Origin of the sequence: Cysteiniphilum marinum (assembly GCF_014857925.1) — a bacterium.
Classification (GTDB): Bacteria; Pseudomonadota; Gammaproteobacteria; order Francisellales; family Francisellaceae; genus Caedibacter; species Caedibacter marinus.
Genome location: NZ_JACYVZ010000017.1, coordinates 26,403 through 49,953, shown reverse-complemented (window position 1 = coordinate 49,953; position 23,551 = coordinate 26,403). Strand labels below are relative to the sequence as shown.

24 protein-coding genes are annotated in these 23,551 nt (G+C 38.0%); 5 read left to right on the top strand and 19 right to left on the bottom strand.

What is annotated here, in order from left to right; genetic code table 11:
- Positions 1-55 precede the first annotated feature (55 nt).
- The 3 genes from IE867_RS08875 to IE867_RS08865 all read right to left on the bottom strand — a co-directional run bounded on the left by IE867_RS08875 (position 56) and on the right by IE867_RS08865 (position 1,634).
- Complete coding sequence (locus tag IE867_RS08875; RefSeq protein WP_192484362.1) at positions 56-742, bottom strand: MBL fold metallo-hydrolase; 687 nt, start codon at positions 740-742, stop codon at positions 56-58.
- Positions 743-744: 2 nt separating this feature from the next.
- Positions 745-1,275, bottom strand: coding sequence for a rhodanese-like domain-containing protein (locus tag IE867_RS08870; protein ID WP_192484361.1), 531 nt, complete (start codon positions 1,273-1,275; stop codon positions 745-747).
- Between the two features lie 62 nt (positions 1,276-1,337).
- Complete coding sequence (locus IE867_RS08865; RefSeq protein ID WP_192484360.1) at positions 1,338-1,634, bottom strand: ArsR/SmtB family transcription factor; 297 nt, start codon at positions 1,632-1,634, stop codon at positions 1,338-1,340.
- Between the two features lie 319 nt (positions 1,635-1,953).
- Between IE867_RS08865 and IE867_RS08860 the strand changes: the two genes are divergently transcribed.
- Positions 1,954-2,688 carry an SDR family oxidoreductase gene (locus IE867_RS08860; protein WP_192484359.1) on the top strand — a complete coding sequence of 245 codons (735 nt, stop codon included), beginning with the start codon at positions 1,954-1,956 and terminating at the stop codon, positions 2,686-2,688.
- A gap of 56 nt (positions 2,689-2,744) precedes the next feature.
- Here IE867_RS08860 and IE867_RS08855 read toward each other — a convergent pair whose 3' ends face one another.
- The 6 genes from IE867_RS08855 to IE867_RS08830 form a co-directional block, all read right to left on the bottom strand.
- Positions 2,745-3,911: an acyl-CoA desaturase gene (locus tag IE867_RS08855; protein ID WP_117001297.1), complete on the bottom strand. Its 1,167-nt coding sequence runs from the start codon at positions 3,909-3,911 to the stop codon at positions 2,745-2,747.
- 109 nt (positions 3,912-4,020) lie between these two features.
- Positions 4,021-5,031, bottom strand: coding sequence for a glucokinase (locus IE867_RS08850; protein ID WP_192484358.1), 1,011 nt, complete (start codon positions 5,029-5,031; stop codon positions 4,021-4,023).
- Positions 5,032-5,079: 48 nt separating this feature from the next.
- A complete protein-coding gene (locus IE867_RS08845) occupies positions 5,080-5,961 on the bottom strand; it encodes an SGNH/GDSL hydrolase family protein (RefSeq protein WP_192484357.1) in 882 nt (293 codons plus the stop codon).
- Positions 5,948-6,667, bottom strand: coding sequence for a glutamine amidotransferase-related protein (locus tag IE867_RS08840; protein ID WP_192484356.1), 720 nt, complete (start codon positions 6,665-6,667; stop codon positions 5,948-5,950). Before IE867_RS08840 ends, IE867_RS08845 begins: the two co-directional genes overlap by 14 nt.
- A gap of 25 nt (positions 6,668-6,692) precedes the next feature.
- Positions 6,693-7,601 carry a ParB/RepB/Spo0J family partition protein gene (locus IE867_RS08835; protein WP_192484355.1) on the bottom strand — a complete coding sequence of 303 codons (909 nt, stop codon included), beginning with the start codon at positions 7,599-7,601 and terminating at the stop codon, positions 6,693-6,695.
- A complete protein-coding gene (locus IE867_RS08830) occupies positions 7,598-8,239 on the bottom strand; it encodes an AAA family ATPase (RefSeq protein WP_192484354.1) in 642 nt (213 codons plus the stop codon). Before IE867_RS08830 ends, IE867_RS08835 begins: the two co-directional genes overlap by 4 nt.
- 182 nt (positions 8,240-8,421) lie before the next feature.
- Between IE867_RS08830 and IE867_RS08825 the strand changes: the two genes are divergently transcribed.
- Both IE867_RS08825 and IE867_RS08820 read left to right on the top strand, forming a co-directional pair.
- Entirely contained in the window at positions 8,422-9,024 is a 603-nt protein-coding gene (locus tag IE867_RS08825) for a UPF0149 family protein (RefSeq protein WP_192484353.1), read from the top strand.
- A 17-nt stretch (positions 9,025-9,041) separates the two neighbouring features.
- Positions 9,042-9,911: a MipA/OmpV family protein gene (locus IE867_RS08820; protein WP_192484352.1), complete on the top strand. Its 870-nt coding sequence runs from the start codon at positions 9,042-9,044 to the stop codon at positions 9,909-9,911.
- Between the two features lie 68 nt (positions 9,912-9,979).
- On the opposite strand, the gene IE867_RS08815 is transcribed toward IE867_RS08820, so the two are convergent.
- From IE867_RS08815 to IE867_RS08795, 5 genes are read right to left on the bottom strand one after another with little or no spacing between them, the layout of a single operon-like run.
- A complete protein-coding gene (locus IE867_RS08815; RefSeq protein WP_192484351.1) occupies positions 9,980-13,081 on the bottom strand; it encodes an efflux RND transporter permease subunit in 3,102 nt (1,033 codons plus the stop codon).
- A 14-nt stretch (positions 13,082-13,095) separates the two neighbouring features.
- Positions 13,096-14,634 carry an efflux RND transporter periplasmic adaptor subunit gene (locus IE867_RS08810; protein WP_192484350.1) on the bottom strand — a complete coding sequence of 513 codons (1,539 nt, stop codon included), beginning with the start codon at positions 14,632-14,634 and terminating at the stop codon, positions 13,096-13,098.
- 26 nt (positions 14,635-14,660) lie between these two features.
- A complete protein-coding gene (locus IE867_RS08805; protein ID WP_192484349.1) occupies positions 14,661-15,020 on the bottom strand; it encodes a cupredoxin domain-containing protein in 360 nt (119 codons plus the stop codon).
- Complete coding sequence (locus IE867_RS08800; protein WP_192484348.1) at positions 15,017-17,266, bottom strand: heavy metal translocating P-type ATPase; 2,250 nt, start codon at positions 17,264-17,266, stop codon at positions 15,017-15,019. Before IE867_RS08800 ends, IE867_RS08805 begins: the two co-directional genes overlap by 4 nt.
- Positions 17,263-17,709 carry a heavy metal-responsive transcriptional regulator gene (locus IE867_RS08795; protein WP_192484347.1) on the bottom strand — a complete coding sequence of 149 codons (447 nt, stop codon included), beginning with the start codon at positions 17,707-17,709 and terminating at the stop codon, positions 17,263-17,265. The genes IE867_RS08800 and IE867_RS08795 overlap by 4 nt, the downstream gene beginning before the upstream one ends.
- 325 nt (positions 17,710-18,034) lie before the next feature.
- On the opposite strand from IE867_RS08795, the gene IE867_RS08790 reads away from it, so the two are divergent.
- A complete protein-coding gene (locus tag IE867_RS08790; RefSeq protein WP_192484346.1) occupies positions 18,035-18,778 on the top strand; it encodes a hypothetical protein in 744 nt (247 codons plus the stop codon).
- A 75-nt stretch (positions 18,779-18,853) separates the two neighbouring features.
- Here IE867_RS08790 and def read toward each other — a convergent pair whose 3' ends face one another.
- The 5 genes from def to IE867_RS08765 all read right to left on the bottom strand — a co-directional run bounded on the left by def (position 18,854) and on the right by IE867_RS08765 (position 21,881).
- Positions 18,854-19,369: a peptide deformylase gene (gene def, locus IE867_RS08785; protein ID WP_192484345.1), complete on the bottom strand. Its 516-nt coding sequence runs from the start codon at positions 19,367-19,369 to the stop codon at positions 18,854-18,856.
- Between the two features lie 80 nt (positions 19,370-19,449).
- Complete coding sequence (gene ung / locus IE867_RS08780; protein WP_203249875.1) at positions 19,450-20,124, bottom strand: uracil-DNA glycosylase; 675 nt, start codon at positions 20,122-20,124, stop codon at positions 19,450-19,452.
- Positions 20,125-20,129: 5 nt separating this feature from the next.
- Positions 20,130-20,630, bottom strand: a complete 501-nt coding sequence (locus IE867_RS08775; RefSeq protein ID WP_192484344.1) for an SEL1-like repeat protein — start codon at positions 20,628-20,630, stop codon at positions 20,130-20,132.
- A gap of 9 nt (positions 20,631-20,639) precedes the next feature.
- Entirely contained in the window at positions 20,640-21,416 is a 777-nt protein-coding gene (gene rlmB / locus IE867_RS08770; RefSeq protein WP_203249874.1) for a 23S rRNA (guanosine(2251)-2'-O)-methyltransferase RlmB, read from the bottom strand.
- A 6-nt stretch (positions 21,417-21,422) separates the two neighbouring features.
- Positions 21,423-21,881 carry a hypothetical protein gene (locus tag IE867_RS08765; protein WP_192484343.1) on the bottom strand — a complete coding sequence of 153 codons (459 nt, stop codon included), beginning with the start codon at positions 21,879-21,881 and terminating at the stop codon, positions 21,423-21,425.
- Positions 21,882-22,092: 211 nt separating this feature from the next.
- On the opposite strand from IE867_RS08765, the gene IE867_RS08760 reads away from it, so the two are divergent.
- Complete coding sequence (locus IE867_RS08760) at positions 22,093-23,544, top strand: APC family permease (protein WP_318779339.1); 1,452 nt, start codon at positions 22,093-22,095, stop codon at positions 23,542-23,544.
- Positions 23,545-23,551: the final 7 nt, after the last annotated feature.

Here is a 23,551-nt window from a genome sequence, read left to right as displayed (position 1 = left end):
CTACTATCACATAACAATAAAGTTTAACATTTAAAATGCGTATAACAATAAATGATCATTTATCTAATCCGCATCTGAGATTCGCGGGGACAGCAATATCCATATATTTTGGATTAGGTAGATTTAAATTTGCCATAAGATCAGCATATTCATGGGCACTATTAACCTGTAATCTTGGATTGAAGCGTTTTTCCTCATAAATACTGCTTGAAGTATGGCCGTTATAGTCGTGACCTGGGTAAACGATTAAATGATCATCAAGCTTTAATAGTTTGTTTTTAATGCTGTCATATTGTGCATAAGCATCACCATTTTGAAAGTCAGTCCTGCCTGTTCCACGAATAAGGAGGGTGTCTCCTGTAAAGACAAAGCCATCTAAAACAAAACTATAAGAGTCATCTGTGTGCCCTGGCGTATATATGGCTTTGAGTTTAAGTCCATCAAAATTAATAGTTTCATCTTCTTTGATTTTAATAGACACACAATCAGCTCTAGACTGCTCACCCATTATGCTTTGACAGGCCAGTCGTTCACGAAGTGTTCCAAGTGCAGTAATATGATCAGCATGAACATGGGTATCAATAGCAGCAACTAACTTCAAACCCAACTCATTAATTAATTTTTCATACATATGCTCATGACCTTTCACTGGATCAATAATCACGCCTTCGCGCCCAACACCTGATGCAAGTAAGTAGGTATAAGTATAGGTATCAAAATCAAATAATTGTTTTAAAATCATAATTATCCTTCCTTGTTTTTTATTTTGTTAAACGGTAGAAACATTAATACGTTTGCAAGCGCACAAGTGCCAGATAGTCCTGCAAATAATAATCCTGCACCAAAAAAGGCGCTTAAGATATTAAACCAAGGCGAAACGGTATAAGAAAGAATAATACCTAGCACCACCATAAAACCAACAATGATTTGTACTTGACGCATAATGGGAAAAGGTGCTTTAGCATTAATAACGGTTTGCAGAGTTGCTTTTTTCCATGCATTGATTCCTCCTTTCAGGATATATACTTTTTTAAGGGGAAGTTTTGCAAAAAAACCTTCTGCTTGAAGCGTTCTATTACCAGATTGGCAATAAAATACAACAATCTCATCTTCTGAAAAAACATGAGAATTCAACTCGTTTAAGGTTTTGTTTATAGCGCCTTCTATATGTTCTTTTGTATATTCATCAGGTGTTCTGATATCAATTAATTTAACACGTTGATTTTGGCAAAGCTCATTATATTCATTGATTGAGATATTTTGACAATAGTTCATTCGTTTCTCCTTTATATAGATTGTTCTAAATTAGAATATTCTAATGTTTTTGCTAAATTTTTTTATTTACAGTAAATTTCATAAAGTGTATCAATAATCTTTTTAACATTTGGATCTTTAAGCTGATAATAAACTGTTTGTGATTCTTTTCTTGTGGTGACAAGTTTCTCTTTGCGTAGCACCGATAAATGTTGTGAAAATGCAGATTGACTTAGGTTTGAATATTCCGCAAGCTCACTCACAGAAAGCTCTCCTTGTGTTAAAAGACAGAGAATCATCAGCCTTGACTCATGTGAAATAGCTTTTAGCAAGTTGGCAGCTTTTTGCGCATTCTCACGCATAACAATTAAATTGGTCATACTATAAAATCAATTATTCAGTTACATTAGAATATTCTACATTAGACTTTATTAATATATCAAGCTATTTTTATTCTCTGATCAGTGAAACATTAATTCACTTGGAAATTTTGTTTTTGTGAAAACGCTCAAAAGCTTGATATTAAAGGGGTTGTGAAAAGTATACTTTCTAAATTTGACTAAACACATATGACGATAAGCTATATGAAACAAGGGTTAAGCATCATATCTGAAAAAAACTAATGCCATCTGGAATTAGCTCCTACTAATCTATATACTTTCTTCTTCAAATATCACTAACCTAAAGAGAAATACAAATATGAGTAAGCAAGAAAACAAAAAACTAGTTGTGATCACTGGTGCCAGCTCTGGCTTTGGTGCAGCAATTGCTAAAAAATTAAGTGCCGATGGTTTTCCATTACTACTAATTGCAAGACGTTTAGATAAACTTGAAGCACTTAAGTTACCTAATACCATTTGTGCTAAAGTTGACATTACTGATCGCAATGCTTTTGAAAAAGCTGTAAGAGACGCTGAGCAAAAGTTTGGGAGAACCGACTGTCTAATTAATAATGCAGGTGTCATGCTACTTGGTCAGATTGACAGTCAACATGCAAGCGAGTTCTCCAAAATGCTTGATGTTAATGTCAACGCCCTACTTAATGGCATGCAAATTGTTCTTTCTGATATGAAGCAGCGCAATGAAGGAACAATTATTAATATTAGTTCAATTGCCGGAAGAAAAACCTTTCCTAATCATGCTGCTTATTGTGGTACTAAGTTTGCCGTGCATGCAATTAGTGAAAATGTTCGAGAAGAAGTTGCCGAACATAATGTCCGTGTAATCACTATCGCACCAGGTGCTGCTGAAACTGAATTATTAAGCCATACTTCATCATCAGAGATAAAAGCTGGTTATGAAGCATGGAAAGATGATATGGGTGGCGTTTTATCTGCTGATGATGTTGCTAATGCCGCTATCTATGCTTATATGCAACCACAAAATGTTTGCATTCGCGAAATTGTCATTGCGGCAACAAAACAACAACCTTAATTGATATATATCCATCACAAAGTGATTCGTGGTGGGATATTTATCTGACTTTAACCTTAAGCCGCACGTCCATTTTGTGATTTGGCAAGTTTAGCTGAAGAGTAAGCCATCACACGCCATACCTTGCGTTCAGTTTTGAATTTACGCTTTAGCTCTTTGTAACGCTCTTTTAACTGGATAACTTGTGTTGAAGACAGTTTATCTTTCTTTGCTTGCAAACAAGCTTGTTTGGCTTTGGCCCAATCTTTAATGCTATCAAAAAGCAATTTATACTGCGTCTCTAAGCGCTGTTCAAAATCAACAACCAGCTTGATATAACGCTTATCTTTAAGCTTATTTTGTGCATGTTTCAATTGCATCGACGCGCGTGCCGCTTCAATCACGGGCTTTGGTGTGGTTTTTAGATCATATGCCCAACCGATTCTTGATGCGCTAAAAATAATCCATTTAGAAGGATCAAAGTCATACCATTTAACACCATTGCGATAGTCTCCAGCATACTTGTGATGATAGTTATGATAACCCTCGCCATAAGTGACCAATGACAAAATAGGATTATCACGTGCGGTATTCTCATCAGAGTATTTCTGTTTACCCCAAACATGCGCCAATGAATTAATAAAGAATGTAAAATGGTGATTAAGTACTAAGCGTAGTAAGCCCGCTAATAACAAACACCCACCGATACTGCCATAGGTAGCTCCAATAAGCATTGGCAATAATACACACATAAAAATAGCTAATGGCACATAGTATTTATGTTGAAAAGCAACGATCTTATCTTTCTCAAGATCATTTACGTTTTCAATTTTACTCACTTTTCTTGGCAACTCTCTTAGCATCCAAGTGAAATGACTATACCAAAAGCCTTTGGTTGCTGCATAAGGGTCAAGTTCCTTATCGTCAACATGACGGTGATGCTTACGATGATCCGATGACCATTTGATAATACTGTTTTGCAAAGCTGCCGCACCAAATAGCATAAAAAAGATCTTAAGGGGTGCTTTTGCCTTGTAGGCGCGATGCGACCACAAGCGATGATAGCCTGCAGTAATCGACAAGCCAGTTGCTATCATAAAAAAGGCAAACCAAAGCCAGTCAGCCAAGGAAAAGCCATAAGTTACGGCATAATATGGAATAAATATTAATGCCGCAATCGGTGTTAACGTTAAAATCAGCACACTTTTCATATCAAGTGGTCGTTTTTCTACATTGTTTTGCATACGTATCCTTTTCTAAGTTAATTCAGCAAAAAAACAAAAATGCGAAAACGCAAAGAGAAAAATAAATTTCCACTGCTCATCTTATCGCAAATCTCTAAAAATACTAGGATTATTTTTCGCACAATGACAAGGCAAAAGCACTAGCCCCTTTAATACCCACATCAGTATCCATCACAACAAAAACCGGAATTTCTTTCATTAGCCCCGTCATACGTCCTTTATCATGGAAGTTTTTCATAAAGCGACCATCCTGCATTTGTTTAATAAGCTTGGGCGCAATCCCTCCGACAATATAAAGTCCACGTTTTGGTAAAGTGGCTAGCGCCATATTTCCAGCGACTGCACCATAAACCCGAATAAAGATATCAACAGCTCTTAATGACATCGGGTCCCCCTTTTCAACGGCATATTGCGTGATCAGCTGTGCTTGATCGCCACCTTTGTGCATATCACGTCTTAGTTCAGGTGACTCTGGTTGATTATATAAAGGGTTAGCTACGACGTATTTATAAATATTAACAAGACCAGGACCGCAACAAATACGCTCAATGGAAACACGATGAAGCTTCTTCTTTAAGAATTGAAACAAGCCAATTTGTTCATCATCAACAGGTGCAAAATCTTGATGCCCTCCTTCGCTTGGGTAAACAAAGGTCTTGTTATCATGTTTGGTAACGATTCCCATACCAATGCCAGTGCCCGCACCAACCATTGCAATCGGTGCATTTTGATCAATCGGCGCTTGTTGCAAACAGACTAAATCTTTAGTCTCTACCGAATCTAGACCATAGCCAATTGAGGCAAAATCATTGATCAACTTAACCTTACTAATATCAAGCGTTAAGACTTCAGCTAATTCAGTTTCGGTAAGTCCCCACGGTAGATTGGTAAATTCAATCGCACCATTTTTAACAGGGCCTGCCACAGCAATGCAAGCAGCTTTAATCAGCGCTTTATCAATCGCCGATTCGGCAAGAAACTTCTCAATAATGGCGGATAAGCTTTTAAAATCAACGGCTAAATACTTCTTGGCAAATAATACTTTTGACTTTTTGTCTTTACACTCAGTCAATTGCAAACGTGTATTGGTTCCACCAACATCACCAGCTAATACAATCATCTATTTTATCCTTGTTGTTTAACAAATTAAATCATGGCTAATAACTCACTACAACGGATGTAGTAAGTCAAATATTTTCTCAGCAAGCATCTTTTGTGCTTTGGTTGTTGGGTGAACATAATCCCAAAATAAATGTGTCTGTGGATCATGTTCAATGGGAATATCTGTTTGGATTTCACCATTAGCATCAACACCACCAAAGCTTCTAATGCAGGCTTCCGTCGCATTATCAAAACCAAATGCCATCGGGGTTTCTAATGCTTCGTGCAATAAAGCATAAGCATCAAATAAATGAAGCTGCACGAAAGGATATTTTTCTTTAAGTTTATTAACACCTATTTCAAGCTGCTTATTCTGCTTGATAATGTTACGCTTGATATATTTCTTAAGCCAAATAACTACAGGCTTTGGAAAAGGTGTCACCTCATAAGCGGGTGCAACAGTCACATCTGGCACATTCCAAACAACAATCCTCTTAGCACCAAGCTTAATCACGCGATCAATACTAGAAAGTAAATCACTGGCAACGCGATAGACCGCGGGGAAGTTTAAGAAAGGTTTTTCATTATGCACAGCAAATAAGAAGTTATTGCCACCACCATTTAGCATAATAAGCGCATCATCGGCAAAGCGCCCTTGTCGTGCAACATAGCGATCAATCTGATTTTGTACTGAAAAAGAATGCGCTGTTAATAGTGATTTTGGATTTTTACCTGAAGTGCATGCGCCACCTATGGCATAATTATTTACTTTAATATCTGCTGTTGTTTGCTGCTTTTCCTTGAGCATCTTACCAAGATACTCACAAGCAACCAATCCATCACTAAAACGGCCACGGTCATAAGGTACTCCTGGAATTTCCAGTGTTTTAATTAAATTGCCATTATCTTGTAGGCTATCGCCAAATACTACAATACTACCAACAGTCATCGTTAGCTCCTTCAAAAAAATTAACCATCCACTGCGCAACTACCCTACCGTGATCACGCACTCTCAAGCTATCTATGCCTGATTCAAAGCAATGTGATAATACTTCTTTTTGCTCTTTTATTAACAAATGATTATGTGCACGCAACATCTCTGGATGTGCTTGCATTCCCCACACTAAATTTTCAATGACAAACATTTGTACAGGACAAAAGGTGTTTGTGGCAATCAAAGTGGCATTTTGCGGCAGCTCAACCACTTGATCTTGATGATAAAAAGCCAAGCTCAAATGATCGTGAAACGGGCACATCCAAGCTTGTCTTTCAAGTATTTTAATGCACTGCACACCAACACCCCAGCCTTTTACAGAGCGTTCAACACGTCCACCTAAGGCTTGCGCTAGGATTTGATGACCAAAGCAAATACCAATCATCTTTTTGTGTAAACCAAACAGTGTCTTTATGTAATTTTCTAGGACACAGATCCATGGCAGACGTTCAAATGATGTTGCTTTGCTACCGGTAATAATAAATTTGTCATAATGATTGATATCCTTTGGGTATTCACCAACGGTCACATCAAAAACATCAATATCGACAATGGTTGAGACTTTCAAAAAAAGATTGGCAAACATATCAGGGTAATTGCCTCCTGAGACACAGTGGCGATATTCCGGAATATGATCAGCTTGCAGTAAGGCTATTTTCATTAAGATCTCTTTGAACCCCAACTCTTTAAATCATCTCTTTGAGCTGCATTAACGCTGCTTTTGATAACTTGAACGTATAGAGTTTACTGGCGTGTTCTTTATCTGCTTTAAAGCCAATTACCCCATCATCTAAGTTCAAGATCTCTTCAATCTGAATTGAGTTTTCTTTGTCGTCAAGCTTATCTTGTTTCTTATACCATGTTTCTTTAGCACGCTTAATCGCTTGACGATAAGCGCCATGAATTTTATTCTCTCGCACTTTTTGCACAAATTGATTGGCAACTTGCGGTAATTCATCTTCAAGCTTTTTCAATTCATACAGTGTACGCACATCATCGATCAAACCATCTTGACTTAACAGGCGAATTGCTTGTGACGATTTGGCAAGTTTTAAGCGCATTGATACCCAGCTTGGTTCACGCCCTAAAGACTCAGCAACTTCTGCTTTATTCACTTTACGCTTCATCACAAGCTCAGTTAGCGCATCGGCCTCTTCAAATGGGGAGACTTTTTCACGTTGCTCGTTCTCAAGCAATTGAATAATTAAAATATCATTATCTGCTTCATCACGTAAAATACATGGCACATTTTCAAGTTTGAGCTCTTTTGCTGCTCTAAACCTGCGCTCACCAGCAATAATATGATAAAAGCCATCATCCTTTTTAGGCGTTACAATAATCGGTTGAATAATGCCCTTTTGCGCAATACTCTGCGCCAAAGTATCAATATTTCTAAAGATTTTACGCGGCTGATTGGGATCAGGCATTAATTCATTTAAATTAATATTAAGCAATTCACCTGATTGTGCCGCATGCTCGTTTAAAGTTTTAAGCTTAAGTGCCAATAGCGCTTCTTTTTTATTATCAGCGCTGCCATCAGTGCTCCCCAATTCATGCACCCTTTTTCTATTGGCTAAGGATATTTTGGCACTCATGCAGTCACCCTTAAGAATGAAGCCACGATTTCCTTAGCTAGTCTTCTAACTTGAACATGGACATTGCTCTCAGGCGCGTAATCACCGATATACATACCAGAGGCTTCAGCTTCGACAAACTTAACACTTTGCGGAATAAACGTGCTAAATGATTTACCTTCTTCTTCTAGCACATTAAGCAAGCTACGCGACATATTTGAGCCTTTAACAACGCGATTAGCAAGTAGCTTATAAGGGCGATCAGCAGTTAACGCCAGATCTTTTGCTTCAAGAAGACCTGATAAATCCATACCACTGGGTGCCGCCGGAATAATCACTAAATCTGCTAATAAAGCGGCCTTTAAGGCAGCCGTTTGGAAATTCGGTGGCGTATCAATGACGATATAATCCACCTTTGATTTGACTTCTGCAATTGCCTCTCTGGCATGCTTTTCATCCACCTGAATAACATTATCAGCCGAGTCTTCATTTTTAGCTGCCCACGACCAAGCATCTGGCTTGTCTTTATCCATATCAATAACTAATACAGAATGACCTAATTCCTTAAGTCCACCATAAATATTCATTGCGGTTGTTGTCTTACCAGAGCCACCTTTTTGTTGTAAAAGGGCAATTACTTTTGCTGTCTTCATCTTCAACTGATTAAGTTACGTTTAATGCTTGTGCCAGTATATAACACTCATCAAGCATTTTACAGCCTTTCTGCCATGGCTTTTTTGCTTTATTCCGTATGAAGCTTAGTGTTTATTTTGATTCACCGGCTTAGTTTGACTATACTCTCCTCCAAGCTTGACCCAATAACAAAAAACAAGGATGCATTATGCATAACAAAGCCTCAAGTAAACCCACTAAATTCGATTCAAATAAAGCCAATGAGCTCGATGATCTGCTTCTTAATTTATATCCGGAACCCGCCGATAATTTTGATAAAGATGAACATATTTTCTCACTATCCATGTTAGATGGATATCTCACAGCCGTATTGCTTTGCCCTGATATGATAGATCATGAAGATTGGTTAGAAGGTGTTTGGCAAGAAGATGCACTACCTCAATTTAAATCTGAAGCAGAAAAAGAAAAACTGATCAAGCTATTAATTGCTGAACATAGTCGTGTAAAAAAAGCATTTGCCAATGAGCTAACTGAGTTTGAACCACTTGTTTATCACGAGATGCATAATGATCAAGCATTGCCCGCGATTGATCTATGGCTTGATGGTTTTGAGCGTGGCTTTGAGTACTTCGTAGACGCTTGGATATTAAATCCGCAAATTGAAGCCGTGATTGATGATATTTTAGGGTTTGATGATGATTGTGATTTTGAGCATCTGTCATTGGATCAACGTAATAAGTCACTAGAAAGACTCACTGACTTAATTATTCAGTTATATGCATTAATTTGCAGCAACCCGAATGCCAAATAAAATAGGACGACATTTGTATGATGAAGAAAGATCTTGCTACAACATCTTTTTGCCTTTTGTTGGCGCTTTCTGCGCCTGCATATTCTGACACGCATACTTCAAACAACAATACAAAGACGATCACTGCGACTGATGATACTAAAACGAAACAATTCAATAATGAATACAAAGCATTCAAACCGGAAGCATATCCTTTTGGCATCGGCTTTGGTGGTATTTTTTCGCCAAATCCTTATAAAAACACCTCGCCAACCATCTTACCCATCCCCGTCATTAGCTATCAAGGAGAAGATCTCTCGATCAATGGACCATATATTGCTTACCGATTTTTAAATACCAAGCACACTAAAACACAAGCGCAGTTATTTTTATATCCTGAAACATTTAGGGCCAGTCAAAGTGATGATCCGCAGTTACAACAGCTTGATAATCGCAACTACCTTGTAATGTTGGGACTCACCCAGGGCTTCAAAAGCACTTATGGGAATTTAGCATTCGCTGCTAATATTGATGTTACAACGCGCACCAATGGTTATTTGCTAAGTGCTGAATATAGTAAGCGCTTGATATTGCCAGTAAATACAAATTTAATTTTCTTTGTTACACCTTCGACTGGTTTAAGTTATAGCAGCAAGGAAATCACTGATTATTACTATGGAATTACAGCGCCTGAGTCACAGAAATCAGGGTTGCCACAATACACAACAAATGGCACACTTAGTCCTTATATTGGTTTGATGACAGCAGTAAACTTTTCAAAACATTGGAATATCTTCATTGCCACCAGATTAAACCGTTTATCAAATGAAATTTATAATAGCCCAATGGTCAGCAATCAATATATTTTTACAACTGTTGTTTCCTTTACTTACAACTTTGCTTTATAGTTTAGGTTTATTATTTAGATTGTTTGATTGCATTTAAATTGAGCCACCCACTCAATCACACCATATTTTTACTTCAATAGACGCCTTTTTTGATAAACATAGTATACAGCGGGTAGTAGCAATAGCGCTAAAATAGTTGCACTAATCATGCCTCCCACCATCGGTGTTGCAATGCGCTGCATAACCTCTGACCCAGTTCCTGTTGCGAACATAATAGGAATCAAACCAATAATAATCGTCGCCACCGTCATTGTGATTGGGCGCACGCGCATTAATGCTCCTTCAATAATAGCGAGTTTAATATCATTATCTGTCAATGTTTCTCTATTAAGGGATTGTATCGTTTGATTCATATAAACCAGCATCAGCACACCAATTTCAACGGCAACGCCAGCTAATGCAATAAAACCAACGCCTACAGCTACTGACAAATTATAATTCAAAAGATAGATTAACCAAATACCACCAACGATAGACAATGGCAAAGTCAATACAATCATCAATACATCAGCGACTCGTCGGAAACTTAAATACAATAACAATAAAATAATTGCCACAGCAATGGGAACAACTTTTAAAAGTTGTTGATTAGCGCGCTGCATATACTCATATTGCCCTGAAAAGCTCAGTGCATATCCAGTTGGTAACGGTAGTTTTTGATCCAATAGCGCTTGTGCTTGATGGATATAACTGCCAACATCGCCCTTGATATCAACCAACACAAGTCCTGTTAAACGTCCATTCTCACTTTTAATCATCGGTGCACCTTTATCGATATAAATATTAGCGACTTCCGATAAAGCAATATGTGCACCTGTTGGTGTCACAATCGGTAATGCTTTGAGTTTTTCTAAAGAGTCTCTATCGTATTGTGGAAATCTTAAGTTAACAGGATAACGTTCCAACCCTTCAACGGTTTCGGTGATATTCATCCCCCCTACTGCCATGGAGATGAGTGATTGAATTTCAGCAATGGAAAGTCCATAGTTCGCCGCCTTTTTGCGATTGATATCAATATTGATATAACGTCCACCTTCAGAGCGATCGGCATAAACTGAGGTTGTGTTAGGCAACTGATTTAACAGCTTCTCAATCTTGCTACCTAAAACTTGAATCTCTGCTAAATTATCACCTGATATTTTAATACCAATCGGTGTTTTAATCCCTGTTGACAACATATCAATACGTGTACGAATTGGCATCACCCAAGCATTGGTGACACCTGGCACTTTAACGACTTGATCAAGTTCTTGTTTGATCTTTTCAAATGTCATGCCTTTGCGCCATTGTGACTTAGGCTTAAACTGAATCACTGTTTCAATCATGGTTAAAGGTGCTGGATCGGTTGCCGTTTGCGCACGACCAATCTTACCAAAAACAGTTTTAACCTCAGGAACTGTTTTAATCAAACGATCTGTTTGCTGCAATACCTGCTGCGCTTTTCCAATGGAAACACCTGGCACAAGTGTCGGCATATACATCAAGTCCCCTTCATTCATATCAGGCATAAACTCATAACCAATATGCTTTAACGGATAAAGCGTTATTGCCACAATAATTAAGCATGCCAATATCGTTGTTTTTGGAAACTTAAGCACCCCATTTAAAAATGGCTTATAAGCTACCATTAGAATACGGTTTATTGGGTTTTTATGCTCAGGCACGATCTTACCACGGATTAAATAGCCCATCAGTACCGGCACTAATGTAATTGAAAGACCAGCTGCCGCTGCCATGGCATAAGTTTTAGTATAGGCTAAGGGCGAGAAAAGCTTGCCTTCTTGAGCTTGCAAAGCAAATACGGGCAAGAAGCTTAAAGTAATAATTAATAATGAAAAGAAAATAGGCGGACCGACTTCAGCAGTAGCTTTGGCAATTAGCTGCCAGCGATTATCTTTGGTCACCACATTATTTTCAAAGTGTTTATGCACATTCTCAATCATCACAATAGCAGCATCCACCATTGCACCAATAGCAATGGCAATCCCGCCAAGGGACATAATATTAGCATTGATCCCCTGAAGGCGCATAATAATAAATGCGCATAATATGCCAATTGGCAAACTGATTAACACTACGAGTGAAGAACGAATATGAAACAAAAATACCAAACAAACCAATAATACGATGATCAGCTCTTCGATCAATTTATCACTTAAATTATCAATCGCATTATGAATAAGCGTGGATCGATCATAGGTTTCAACAACTTCAACCCCAGCAGGTAGGCTTTTTTGTAAAGACTGTAGCTTAGCTTTAATCGCCTTAATGGTTGCCAATGCATTTTCACCATCACGCATCACAATGATGCCGCCAACACTGTCGCCCTCGCCATTTAAATCAGCAACGCCTCGGCGCATTTCAGGACCGATATTAATCGTTGCAATATCTTTAAGCAGTATCGCTGTACCATTTTGCATGATACCAACGGGAATGTCTTTGATCGATTGTAAATTTTTCAGATAGCCATTGGTTCTAACCATATATTCAGCTTCTGCCATCTCAAGCACTGAACCACCCACTTCCTGATTAGCATCAATAATGGCTTGCTTGATTTTATTTAAGTTTAAGTTATAAGCACGAATGGCATTAGGGTTTAAAGTGATTTGATATTGTTTAACCATACCACCAACGGTTGCAACTTCTGAGACGCCAGGGACAGTTTGTAACTCATACTTTAAAAACCAATTTTGCAAGCTGGTTAGCTTTGAAATATCCATACTATTTGATCGATCAACTAAAGCATATTGATAAATCCAGCCAACCCCCGTGGCATCTGGACCCAAAGCACTTTTTGCAGATGCCGGTAACTTATTTGAAATTTGGCTTAAAACCTCTAGAACACGTGAGCGCGCCCAATAAGGATCTGTGCCATCTTTGAAAATAATATAGACATATGAATCTCCAAAGAATGAATAGCCTCGCACGCTCTGGGCACCTGGTACTGATAACATTGCCGTTGACAATGGATAGGTCACTTGATCTTCAACAACTTGCGGTGCCTGTCCTGAGTAATTGGTTTTGACAATGACTTGCACATCAGAAAGATCCGGAATGGCATCAACAGAGGTTGTTTTAATGGCGTAAATACCTGCAACAATTAATGCAATTGTTGCGACGATCACTAAAAATCTATTCTTGATTGACCAGTAAATTATATTTTTTATCATAGCCCATCTCTTCCTTAATGTATTGTGATTTTAGTAATCACATAGTCATTGGCTTGTTTCTCAAACTCAAAATGAATACGTTCAGAGGGTTTTAATGCATCCAAGTCAACCTTATTTGAAACACTAAAAGGCATTGTCATGGCAGGCCACTTAAGTGCCTTTATTGGTTCATGTGATAAGATGATGACATGCTTTTCTTTATCTATTTTTTGCACTACCCCCATTCCTTGATAAAGACTAGATTTTGATTGTTTTGACATCTTATCCATTTTTGCTTGAGGCGGATGATTGGCATTAAGACGTTTTAAGCTTGCTTGAACATTGGATTCTGAGTCGATTAAAAATAGACTTGAGGTAACGATATTATCATTTGCTGTCAACCCTGCCAAAATTTGCGTATAACCATTTGCTTCAAGCCCTAATTTCACTTCTTGTGCGCTAAATTGAGCTTGTCCATTTTCTAAGATCACATAATTAAGATCTTTCAAACGAATAATTGCCGAGCTTGGTACTGTTAAAGATTTATCTAATTTTTTCGATAAAATGCTAACATCCATATAAAGATTTGGCTTAAGCAATTGATCTTTATTATCAAGTGTTGCCCGAATTGTCACGGTTCGCGTCACTGGATCAATTGTTGGTGAGATAAATGTAAGTTTGCCTTTGAAAATTTCATTAATACCATTGATCTTGCCACTGATTTGATCACCAATATTAAGATACTGCACCTGACTAGGGAAAACTTCTGCATTTAACCATACGGTGCTTAAATCAACAATAGACATAATGTTTTTATCTGGTGTGATATACATACCTTCTTTGGCTTCAAGCTCAGAAACTACGCCCGAAATTGGCGCATAAATATCAATGAGTACATCGGCTTTTTTGTTTTTTTCAATACGCGCTATCTGCCCATCTGAGATCCCTAGTGCGCTAAGTTTAAGCTTAGCAGCATTGATATAGTCTGTCTGATCAGTATATTGTGATGTTTCTGAGCTAGTCGCAATAGGTTTGCTTTGTAGCGCAAGTACAAATTCCTGTTCTGCCTCTAATAATTTTGGCGAATAGATCTGGGCTATTAGCTGACCTTTTGTTACTTCTTTGCCAACTTCAGCAACTTGAAGTTTACGTATCCAACCATTTTCATAGGTGTGCACATGTTCAACATAGTTATCATTTTCTTTAATAACACCTAATGCATCAATGTTAATACGCAAGCTTCGGTATTTCACGGGTTCCACTTGCACACCAATATTATTCATCACATCAGGTGAAATTTTCACACCATTTGCTGTAGATGACTCAGCATAAACAGGCACTAAATCCATCCCCATTGGCGACTTTCCTGGCTGATCTCTTTTGTAGTTTGGATCCATTGGTGCCACCCAATACAGTGGTTTTTTAGCTCTCTGATCCACATTTTCTTTGTTGCTTTGCTTACTTTGATCTAAAGGTAATGCATAAAAAATGGCAAAACCAATCACCCCTCCTAAAACAATTAGCCCAAGATTTTTAAGTTTTACATGCTTATTTTTTGTGATTTCTTCCTGCATTTATCCGCCTCCAAATACCCTATTAACTACGCTACAACGACTGTGCCTTGATACATATTCATCTGACAACTAAAGTAATATACCCCTTTGGGGAGCTTACCAAGTTTGATATGAAAAGATTCTTGCAATGGTAATGTGTATTGTTTATTAAGCTCTTTAAAAAAGATGACTTCAGCACATGCACTTTTATCAATGCGTAAGAACTCAAGATTGATCTCATCACCAACATTAAAATGCAGACTTGCTGGTGTATATACCCCATCTTTAACAGTGATAATCGCTATATTATTTTGTATTTTTTCAATCTTTGCTTGTGACAACCAAAACCAATACACGACAAAAATGGCAGCAATAATTAATACAACATTCACAATAATCGTAGTCATGCTGCTTCTCCTTGAATTATGCTATTGTTTTTTATTTTTTTAACTTTAAAAAACCGTAAGCGATTGGCATTAGTAACAACCGTGAGTGATGATGCAGCCATTGCAGCTGCTGCAATGATCGGACTTAAAAGCACGCCAAACACTGGAAATAAAATGCCTGCCGCTACTGGAATACCCAAGCCATTATAAATAAAAGCACCAAACAGGTTTTGCTTGATATTCTTCATTGTAGCGCGTGAGACTAAAATGGCATCAGCAACACCGATTAGTGAGCTACGCATCAAGGTAATATCCGCACTTTCTATCGCAATATCCGTACCATTCCCAATCGCAAAACCCACATCTGCTTGTGCTAATGCTGGTACGTCATTAATCCCATCACCAACCATGGCAACCGTTTCGTTTTGTTGTTGTAAAGCTTTGATATGCTTAAGTTTATCCTCTGGCATACTTTCGGCTAAGACATTATCTATACCAAGCGTTTTAGCAATTGCTTGTGCGGTTTGTTTATTATCACCTGTGATCATCGTAATTTGGATATTATTGCGCTTAAATATATCAATGGCTTCTTTGGCATGTTCTTTAACAGGGTCAGCAACGGCGATAATGCCGCTTAATATCTTGTTAATTGCTACATACATGACCGTTTGACCTTGATGACTTTTAGTTGCAGCAAGTGCTTCTAGCTTGAGATTTTTAAGCCCATGATTTGCCATGATTTTATGATTACCAATAATAACAGGCTCATTATTGACCTCTCCGGTCACACCAAGTCCGGTATGACTCTGGAAATTATTAATGGGTAATAACTCTGCTGAATTTAACGCTTTTTTGACAATTGCCTCAGCTAATGGATGCTCAGAATGTGCCTCTAAACTCGCCGCTATTTTTAATAAATCCTGTTCATTAACACCATCAACACAAGCTACACTTACGACCTCAGGTTGCCCTTTGGTAATCGTACCGGTTTTATCAAGCACCACGTGTGTTATTTTACTGGCAGTTTGTAAGGCTTCACCATTTTTGATTAAAATGCCTAGTTGTGCGGCTTTACCCATCCCGACAATAATAGAAATTGGCGTTGCCAAGCCTAGTGCGCATGGACATGCAATCACAAGTACTGTAATACCTGTGACAAGGACAAAACCAATACCAAATCCCAAATTAAACCAGACAAGTGCTGCTGCAATTGCGCATAATATAACAAAAGGGACAAAATATCCTGATACCGTATCGGCAAAGCGCGCAATAGATGGCTTGGTATTTTGCGCTTGTTTTACCAATGCAATGATCTGCGCAAGTATCGTATCTTCAGTGAGTTTAGTCACCCGATAGTTAAAGCTCCCTGTTTTATTGAGAGTACCTGAGAACACTTTGTCTGACATCGACTTTGCAACAGCTATGGGCTCACCAGTTAACATAGACTCATCAACATAAGAGCTACCCTCGATAATCTCACCATCTAGTGCAATTTTAGATCCCGGCTTAACACGAATCACATCACCTAGCTTCAGCTGATCAATGGCAACCTTCTCCTCTTGCCCATCAGTATTAATACGATAGGCAAATTTAGGTTGCAAACCAATAAGTTGTTTAATAGCTTCGGATGTTTTACCTCGCGCCTTGTGCTCTAACCAAGCACCAAGATTAACCAGTGCTATGATAATAAGTGCTGCCTCAAGATAATTATGTCTGGCATTTTCAGGGATTATTGCTGGCACCATAATCACAATTATTGAATAAATCCACGCAGCTATCGTGCCTAAACTAATCAGCGTATCCATTGTCGCATGATGCTGCAAAAAAGCTTTATAGGCCGATTTATATAAATGTGCAGCTGATGTAACCATAATAACAAGTGTAATCAGCGCCATAATAAGCCAAAATATATTGATACTATGCGGCATAATTACTGGCGAGTATGAGCTCATACCATAAAACATTAAAAACAAGCCAAAAACACCAGGGATAATTACCTTCTGCCATAGCTTAGGTTTTTCCGCTAATGTGGCTTTCTCTGAGCCTTCGGTGATTTCTTCAGCAATATAACCTAATTGTTTTAAGCATTGAATAATATCTAGTGCTTTAAGACTTGTTTCAACCTGAAGGGTTCTATCGGCAAAATTAACGCGCCCTTCTGTGATTTCTGGCATTTTAATAAGCGCTGATTCAATCTTGCCAACACAGCTCATGCATGAGACATTTTTCAATGCAAACTCATACTGATTTATTTCTGCATTACTCATGATTTTTTTTGCTCCTTTTTACTTCTTGTTGCTCCTTGCAGCTTTTTCCCATTTTTCTGATTTTGATAAAGGTCTTTCAAAATCGGACAGTCTTTGCTTTCTGCCTTACCATCACAAGACTGCTCAAGCTTTGTAAGATGCTGCTTTAGCTGCGTCAATAGTGTAATTTTCTCATTAACATCTTCTAGTTTCTGCCAAACTTTTTTCTTAACCTCCACGCTTGATAGATTCTTATCCTCAATGGCAAATAGCTCAGAAATTTCTGACAAACTAAAACCAATATATTTGGCATTTTCAATGAAACGAATCTTATCAATGATCGATTGATCATATTGTCGGTAACCACTAGCACTTCGTTTGGGCTTTAATAAACCAATCTTTTCATAATGTCTTAAAGTGACCGTTGTAATCCCTAATTGCTGCGAAAGCTCACCAATATTCATAACATCTCCAGAGGATTATCTTTCGTTAGTATAGTCAATATAAGATTAACCTTAGGGTTAAGGTCAATGAATTAGTTTGAAATATTTTATCTGCTGACTCTCCTAATAAAATGTTACATACCAATACATCTTATCTAAATAAATATTCTTACATCTTTGGAATAGTATTGATCAAAGGAACTTTTGTTTAAGTGAGTGAGGTAGATAATGAGTAAATAAAAAGATGCTAAGTTTAGAAAAAGCAACTGTTATCACCACTAAGCTCAAGCGATAGCAGGTGAAAGCTTGAATAAAATATATGATCACATTAAATTTAAAGAGGTAAATGATGTTTAAAAACAAAGTCTTATACACTACGACACTGCTGACAAGTTTAATTTCCTTGGGCTTTTCTCTTGAATATCAAGCCGAAGATCTAAGAACTCGACCATTGCAGTGGGAGGATCAGCAATTTTGGTATAATTTACACGCATCCCAATCCGTTTGTTCTTATTTTCGAGATGGCAAAACACGAACTGCAGATCAAGTTGACTTTCAGTTTGTCAGAAGTTTAGCGAGATATGAAAATAATGACCCTCGTTACATACATGTTATAGAGCGAGGTATTGGGAATGAGTGGATACCTGTGGGCACAGTAGTTTTAGGTGGATCAGAAAAACCTAATTTCTTAGAATGTGCAATACTAATGCACCCTATCTATGATTCAAAATCGAAATGTTTCATTGATGATAAAAACATCAACTCTTCAGAACAGGTTCAAAAGCGTGTTAGTGAGGATACGCAATTAGTCGCAATTTGGGGAGAGGGAATTGCTTCGCGTATTGCTAAATGGGGTCTAAATGAATACACTCAAGATTTAAGAAAAAAGTCCGTATCATATAAATGGTTTGAAAAATCGCATGAGTATCATGAAAGCTTTGATGGTAATAGTATTTTAGGTATTCTTGCCACAACATCTCACCCAATATCTAAACATTTTCTAGAAAAGCACGGTTTCTCCTGCCAAGGTGAAAAAGAAGACTGTAAATGGGGGCAGAAGTATGTATACGAATATAAATTTAGTAACTAACAACCTTTAGATCATTGCAATAATTAACCATACTTTTAGGGTGTCAATCAATATTCTAACGGTGAAAACATAAATTTAACCTTCAGCATTTTCCTGCATCAATTTTTTATACTTCTTCTCGATCATCTTACGCTTCAGTGCCGATAAGTGGTCGAAGTAAGTAATTCCATCTAAGTGATCAATCTCATGCTGAATACAGCGTCCATGATAACCATCACATTCCATTTCATATGCTTCACCAAACTCATTTAAGGCGCGCATTTTAACCCACTCAGCACGTTTAACTTTAGCTGAGACGCCAGGGAATGACAAACATCCTTCCTCATCATCAATTTCACCCTTGCGTTCGATGATTTCAGGGTTAATGGCTACGATTTTTTGATCTTTATTCTCAGAGCCATCCATAATAAACAAACGCATATTAAGTCCCACTTGCGTGGCAGCTAAGCCACCACCATGCTCTGCGTACATTGTTTCAAACATATCAGCAATCGTTTGACGTAACGCATCATTAATCGCATCAATAGCAACAGGATCTGCCTTTTTCTTTAAAAAGGGATGTGGATATTTTAATACAGTTAATCGTGCCATATTGATAAAGCTTCATTTATAACAATTTGTAATATGCGCGTTAGTCTACCATAAATTGCTTTTGAGCTTAACCACTTGTCTCACACTTTCCAATCAATTGGCAATAAATCATGCGCTAATAAATAATTATTTGTTTGAGAAAAGTGTTTCGAGCCAAAAAAGCCACGATGCGCCGACAAAGGTGACGGATGTGGAGACCTTAAAATAAAATGTTTATCGTGATCGATTAATTGTGCTTTTTTTTGCGCAGGAGCCCCCCACAATAAAAAAACAACATGACTTTTATTCTGGCTAATCTGACGAATTACATGATCGGTAAATTGCTCCCAACCTTTATTAGCATGCGAATGTGCTTGATGCGCCTCTACTGTTAAAACGGTATTGAGCAAGAATACACCCTGCTTTGCCCAAGCACTTAAATCGCCTGTTTTCGCAATATCGACATTCAAATCATTGTGCAACTCTTTATAAATATTCATAAGTGACGGCGGTAGTTTAACACCTGCCTGCACTGAGAACGCCAAACCATGAGCTTGATTGATATTGTGATAAGGGTCTTGTCCGAGAATAACAACTTTTAGCGATTCAAATGGACATAATTTAAATGCATTGAAGACATCTTCCTTTTGCGGAAAAATTTGTTTTCCTTGTTGTCGCGCATTATTAACAAAAGCCAAGGTTTCTTTAAATTCAGTGCTTTTTTTATAATCAGCCAAAACATCTGACCATGAGAGCAATGAGATATCTGCTTTCATCTTAGTTATGCCCTGATGACATTAAGCTCACTGGCCATACGAAACCACTCAGCTGCCATTCTATAATCACCACTATTATATGCGTGCAAACCACGCAACATCGGTGATTTATTATAGGCATTACGTTGCACGCCAATATAATACCAAAGACTAGCTGTTTTCATATCTTTGGCAACGCCACAACCAAACTCATACATATAGCCAATCACTAAAGTGGCATTAGTATCCGCACTTCGCGCAAAAGGCAAAAGCTGCTGATAAGCAAGAGGGCAATTGCCTTGTTCAAAATTATGATACCCCAACTGATAGTTTTGTATCTCATCACTTGTCAATTTAATGGAAGATAATAAGGCACTGGCATCGGCTTGAACCTGACGTTGCGAGGTATTTAACGTCAGCTTACTTTCATAACGACTATGCAAAGCATCTACCATAATGCCCGCAAAGATAAACAACAAAATGACCAGAATAACCCACTGCATAGGCTTTGATTTTTTTAACTTCAAAACAATCTCCTAGTTTGAATTTTGCGCCAATAACTCACGGCGCTGACGCACGACCTCATACATAGCAACACCAGCTGCAACTGAGACATTGAGACTCGATACTTGACCTTGCATTGGCAGTTTAGCAAGATAGTCACACATCTTACGCGTACCAAAGCGAAGACCTGAACCCTCAGCCCCCATTACCAAAGCAATCGCACCGCTAAACTCGCTATCATAGATCAAACTCTCAGCTTCACCAGCTAACCCTGTAACCCATATACCTTCATCTTTTAAGACGCCAATAGCACGCGAGAGATTAGTGACTGAGACAAGCTTCATGCTACTTACTGCACCACTGGCAACCTTCTCAACCGTTGCATTGATCGTCGCACTGTTATCTTTTGGGAAAACGATAAAATCAACCCCCGCAGCTTCAGCACTTCTAATGCATGCACCTAAATTATGCGGGTCTTGAACGCCATCAAGGATTAAAATAAAAGGCGTTTTTGAGCAACTTGCGACAAGGTCGGATAAATCACTTTCTTCATACAACTTAATGTTGCTTTGGCAAGCTGCCAATACATTTTGATGCACCACATCTTCAAGCTCATGAGACTGTAGTAATGATTGAAATTTCTCCTTATTGACAAGCTTAAACTCAATATTTTTCTTGGCCATCAATGACTTTAATTCACCCAATCTTGGGGATGTATCTTTACCTTTAAGACAATAGATCACTTTAATACCATCGGCATGTAGTTTAAGACGCGCCTTGATCGCGTGTATTCCATAAAGTAGTGACATAATTAATTAAAAACTCTCTTTTCTTTGACCTTTCGGCGCACGTAAGTATAAGTGGCCAATTGGAATTCCTTCAACATGTAACCCATGGGTAATCCGATCAACGATTTCTTGGCATTTTTCTTTACACTCCTCACCACGAAACCCTTTGGTTACTAACCAGTCTGCAATTTCATTCAAAAACATCTTAAGCTCAGATAATAATTTTTTATTGCGTTCATTCGGACTATAGCGAAAGCGATTAAAATCAAGCGGTTGACTCCACTGACGATACAGATTACTTAGCTCAAACACCACATCCGTGACCATTTGCTCAATCGCAAGCTCAAGCTTGCCCTCGGGCATAATATGCATTTCACGCATCGATTGAATCTGCTCACGCCTAACATCTGCAATGGTTCTCACAGGCTCATTTTGCAGCTCACTTAAACGCTTCCTGTTCGATAAAGTGACTTTATTTTTGGACATAATTACTTAGCTTATGAAGATATATGTAAGGCATTATATACTTAACACTACATTTTTTGCAGCGTTTTCTTGGCGTTTTACACCAGCCATTAGCTCACCATTTGGTACTTGAATGATATTTAAATAAATCAGCAAAATTTATAATGATTTTTATCCATAGACTGATACGATATTGATGTCTAGGGTATAAAATATTAGGGAGATTACTCAAGTGCAAGCACACAAAGTAGGATTATTTTCAGCCATCGCCATTCCAGTCACATCAATGGTTGGTTCTGGTTGGCTTTTTAGTGCACAACTCAATGCACAATTAGCAGGAAATTACGCATTTATTGCGTGGATAGGTGCGGCTTTTATCGCCATTATTGTTGGATTATGTTTCGCAAAACTTTGCGCACTTTTCCCTGAGCGTGGATTAAATGCCAAATGCGTATCACTAAGTCATGGTAAAGATTTTGGTATGGTCTTTGCTTTTGCCATCTGGTTTGGACTGTTGGCGATGATTCCAACTGAGGCACAAGCAACAGTGCAATATTTAAGTCCATTTATCAAGTTTACGACTTTATATCATGGTGAGAGTCTAACTTGGTCAGGTAAGCTATTTGCGATTATTATCTTAGCGGTTTATTTTATCGTGAATTACTTTGGCATTAAGCTATTAGCCTATGTCAACAACATCTCAACTGTTTTTAAAATCAGCATTCCAACACTAACTATTATCGTTTTATTAGCTGCACACTTTGATACCACGAACCTTAATCTTGCGGTTAATCACTACACAGCAAGCTCGATTCAAACCGCACTGATTGGTGCGGGTCTTGTCTATGCGTTTAACGGCTTTCAAGTGGTTGCATCATTTGCCAGCGAGATTAAAAACCCAACGCGCAATATTCCATTAGCGATTATTATCTCTGTTATTGTCACCCTGATCTTGTACATGCTACTGCAATTTACTTTTATGACGGCAATGCCGCATGATGTTGCAGCTAAAGGTTGGGCGGCTCTTAATTTCTCAAGCCCTTTAGTTAACTTAACCATGCTCCTTGGCTTGAATTTCTTAACCATTTTATTAATTGCTGATTCGATCGTGAGCCCATCAGTTACTGGCTTAACCTATATGGGTTCTTGCTCACGAATGCTTTATGCGATGGCTGAAAAAGGACAAATGCCACGCTGGATTGCTAAGTTATGTCCAGTGCATCATCTCTCTAAACGTTCGTTATTTTTAAACTTCATTATTGGCATTGTTATTTTGTTAAATTCTGCAAGCTGGGCATCATTAATGGTAATCACCACGGGCTTTAACATATTAGGTTATATGGGTGCGCCACTTTCATTAGCTGTGTTAGGTAGTCGCAAACTATCAACCAAACTGATGACTTTATTTGTCTTTATTGTACTGGCGTTGCTATTAGCCACCCTACCAGAAAAAGACTTTTTACTGAGTAATCTTGCTGTTACTGTCATGATGACAATTTATGCTGTACTGCAAATAAAACAAGGAGGCTTTAACTGGTTTGCAGTAAGTTTTGTCATATTCTTGTGGATTTTGATGATAGTGGCAAGCTCAGCAATTGCCACTATTATCTTGGCAATTGTGTTCTTTTTAATTGTCACCAGTCAACGTTTCGTGACCAAATTAGGGCATTCACTGAATAAATAAAGATTTA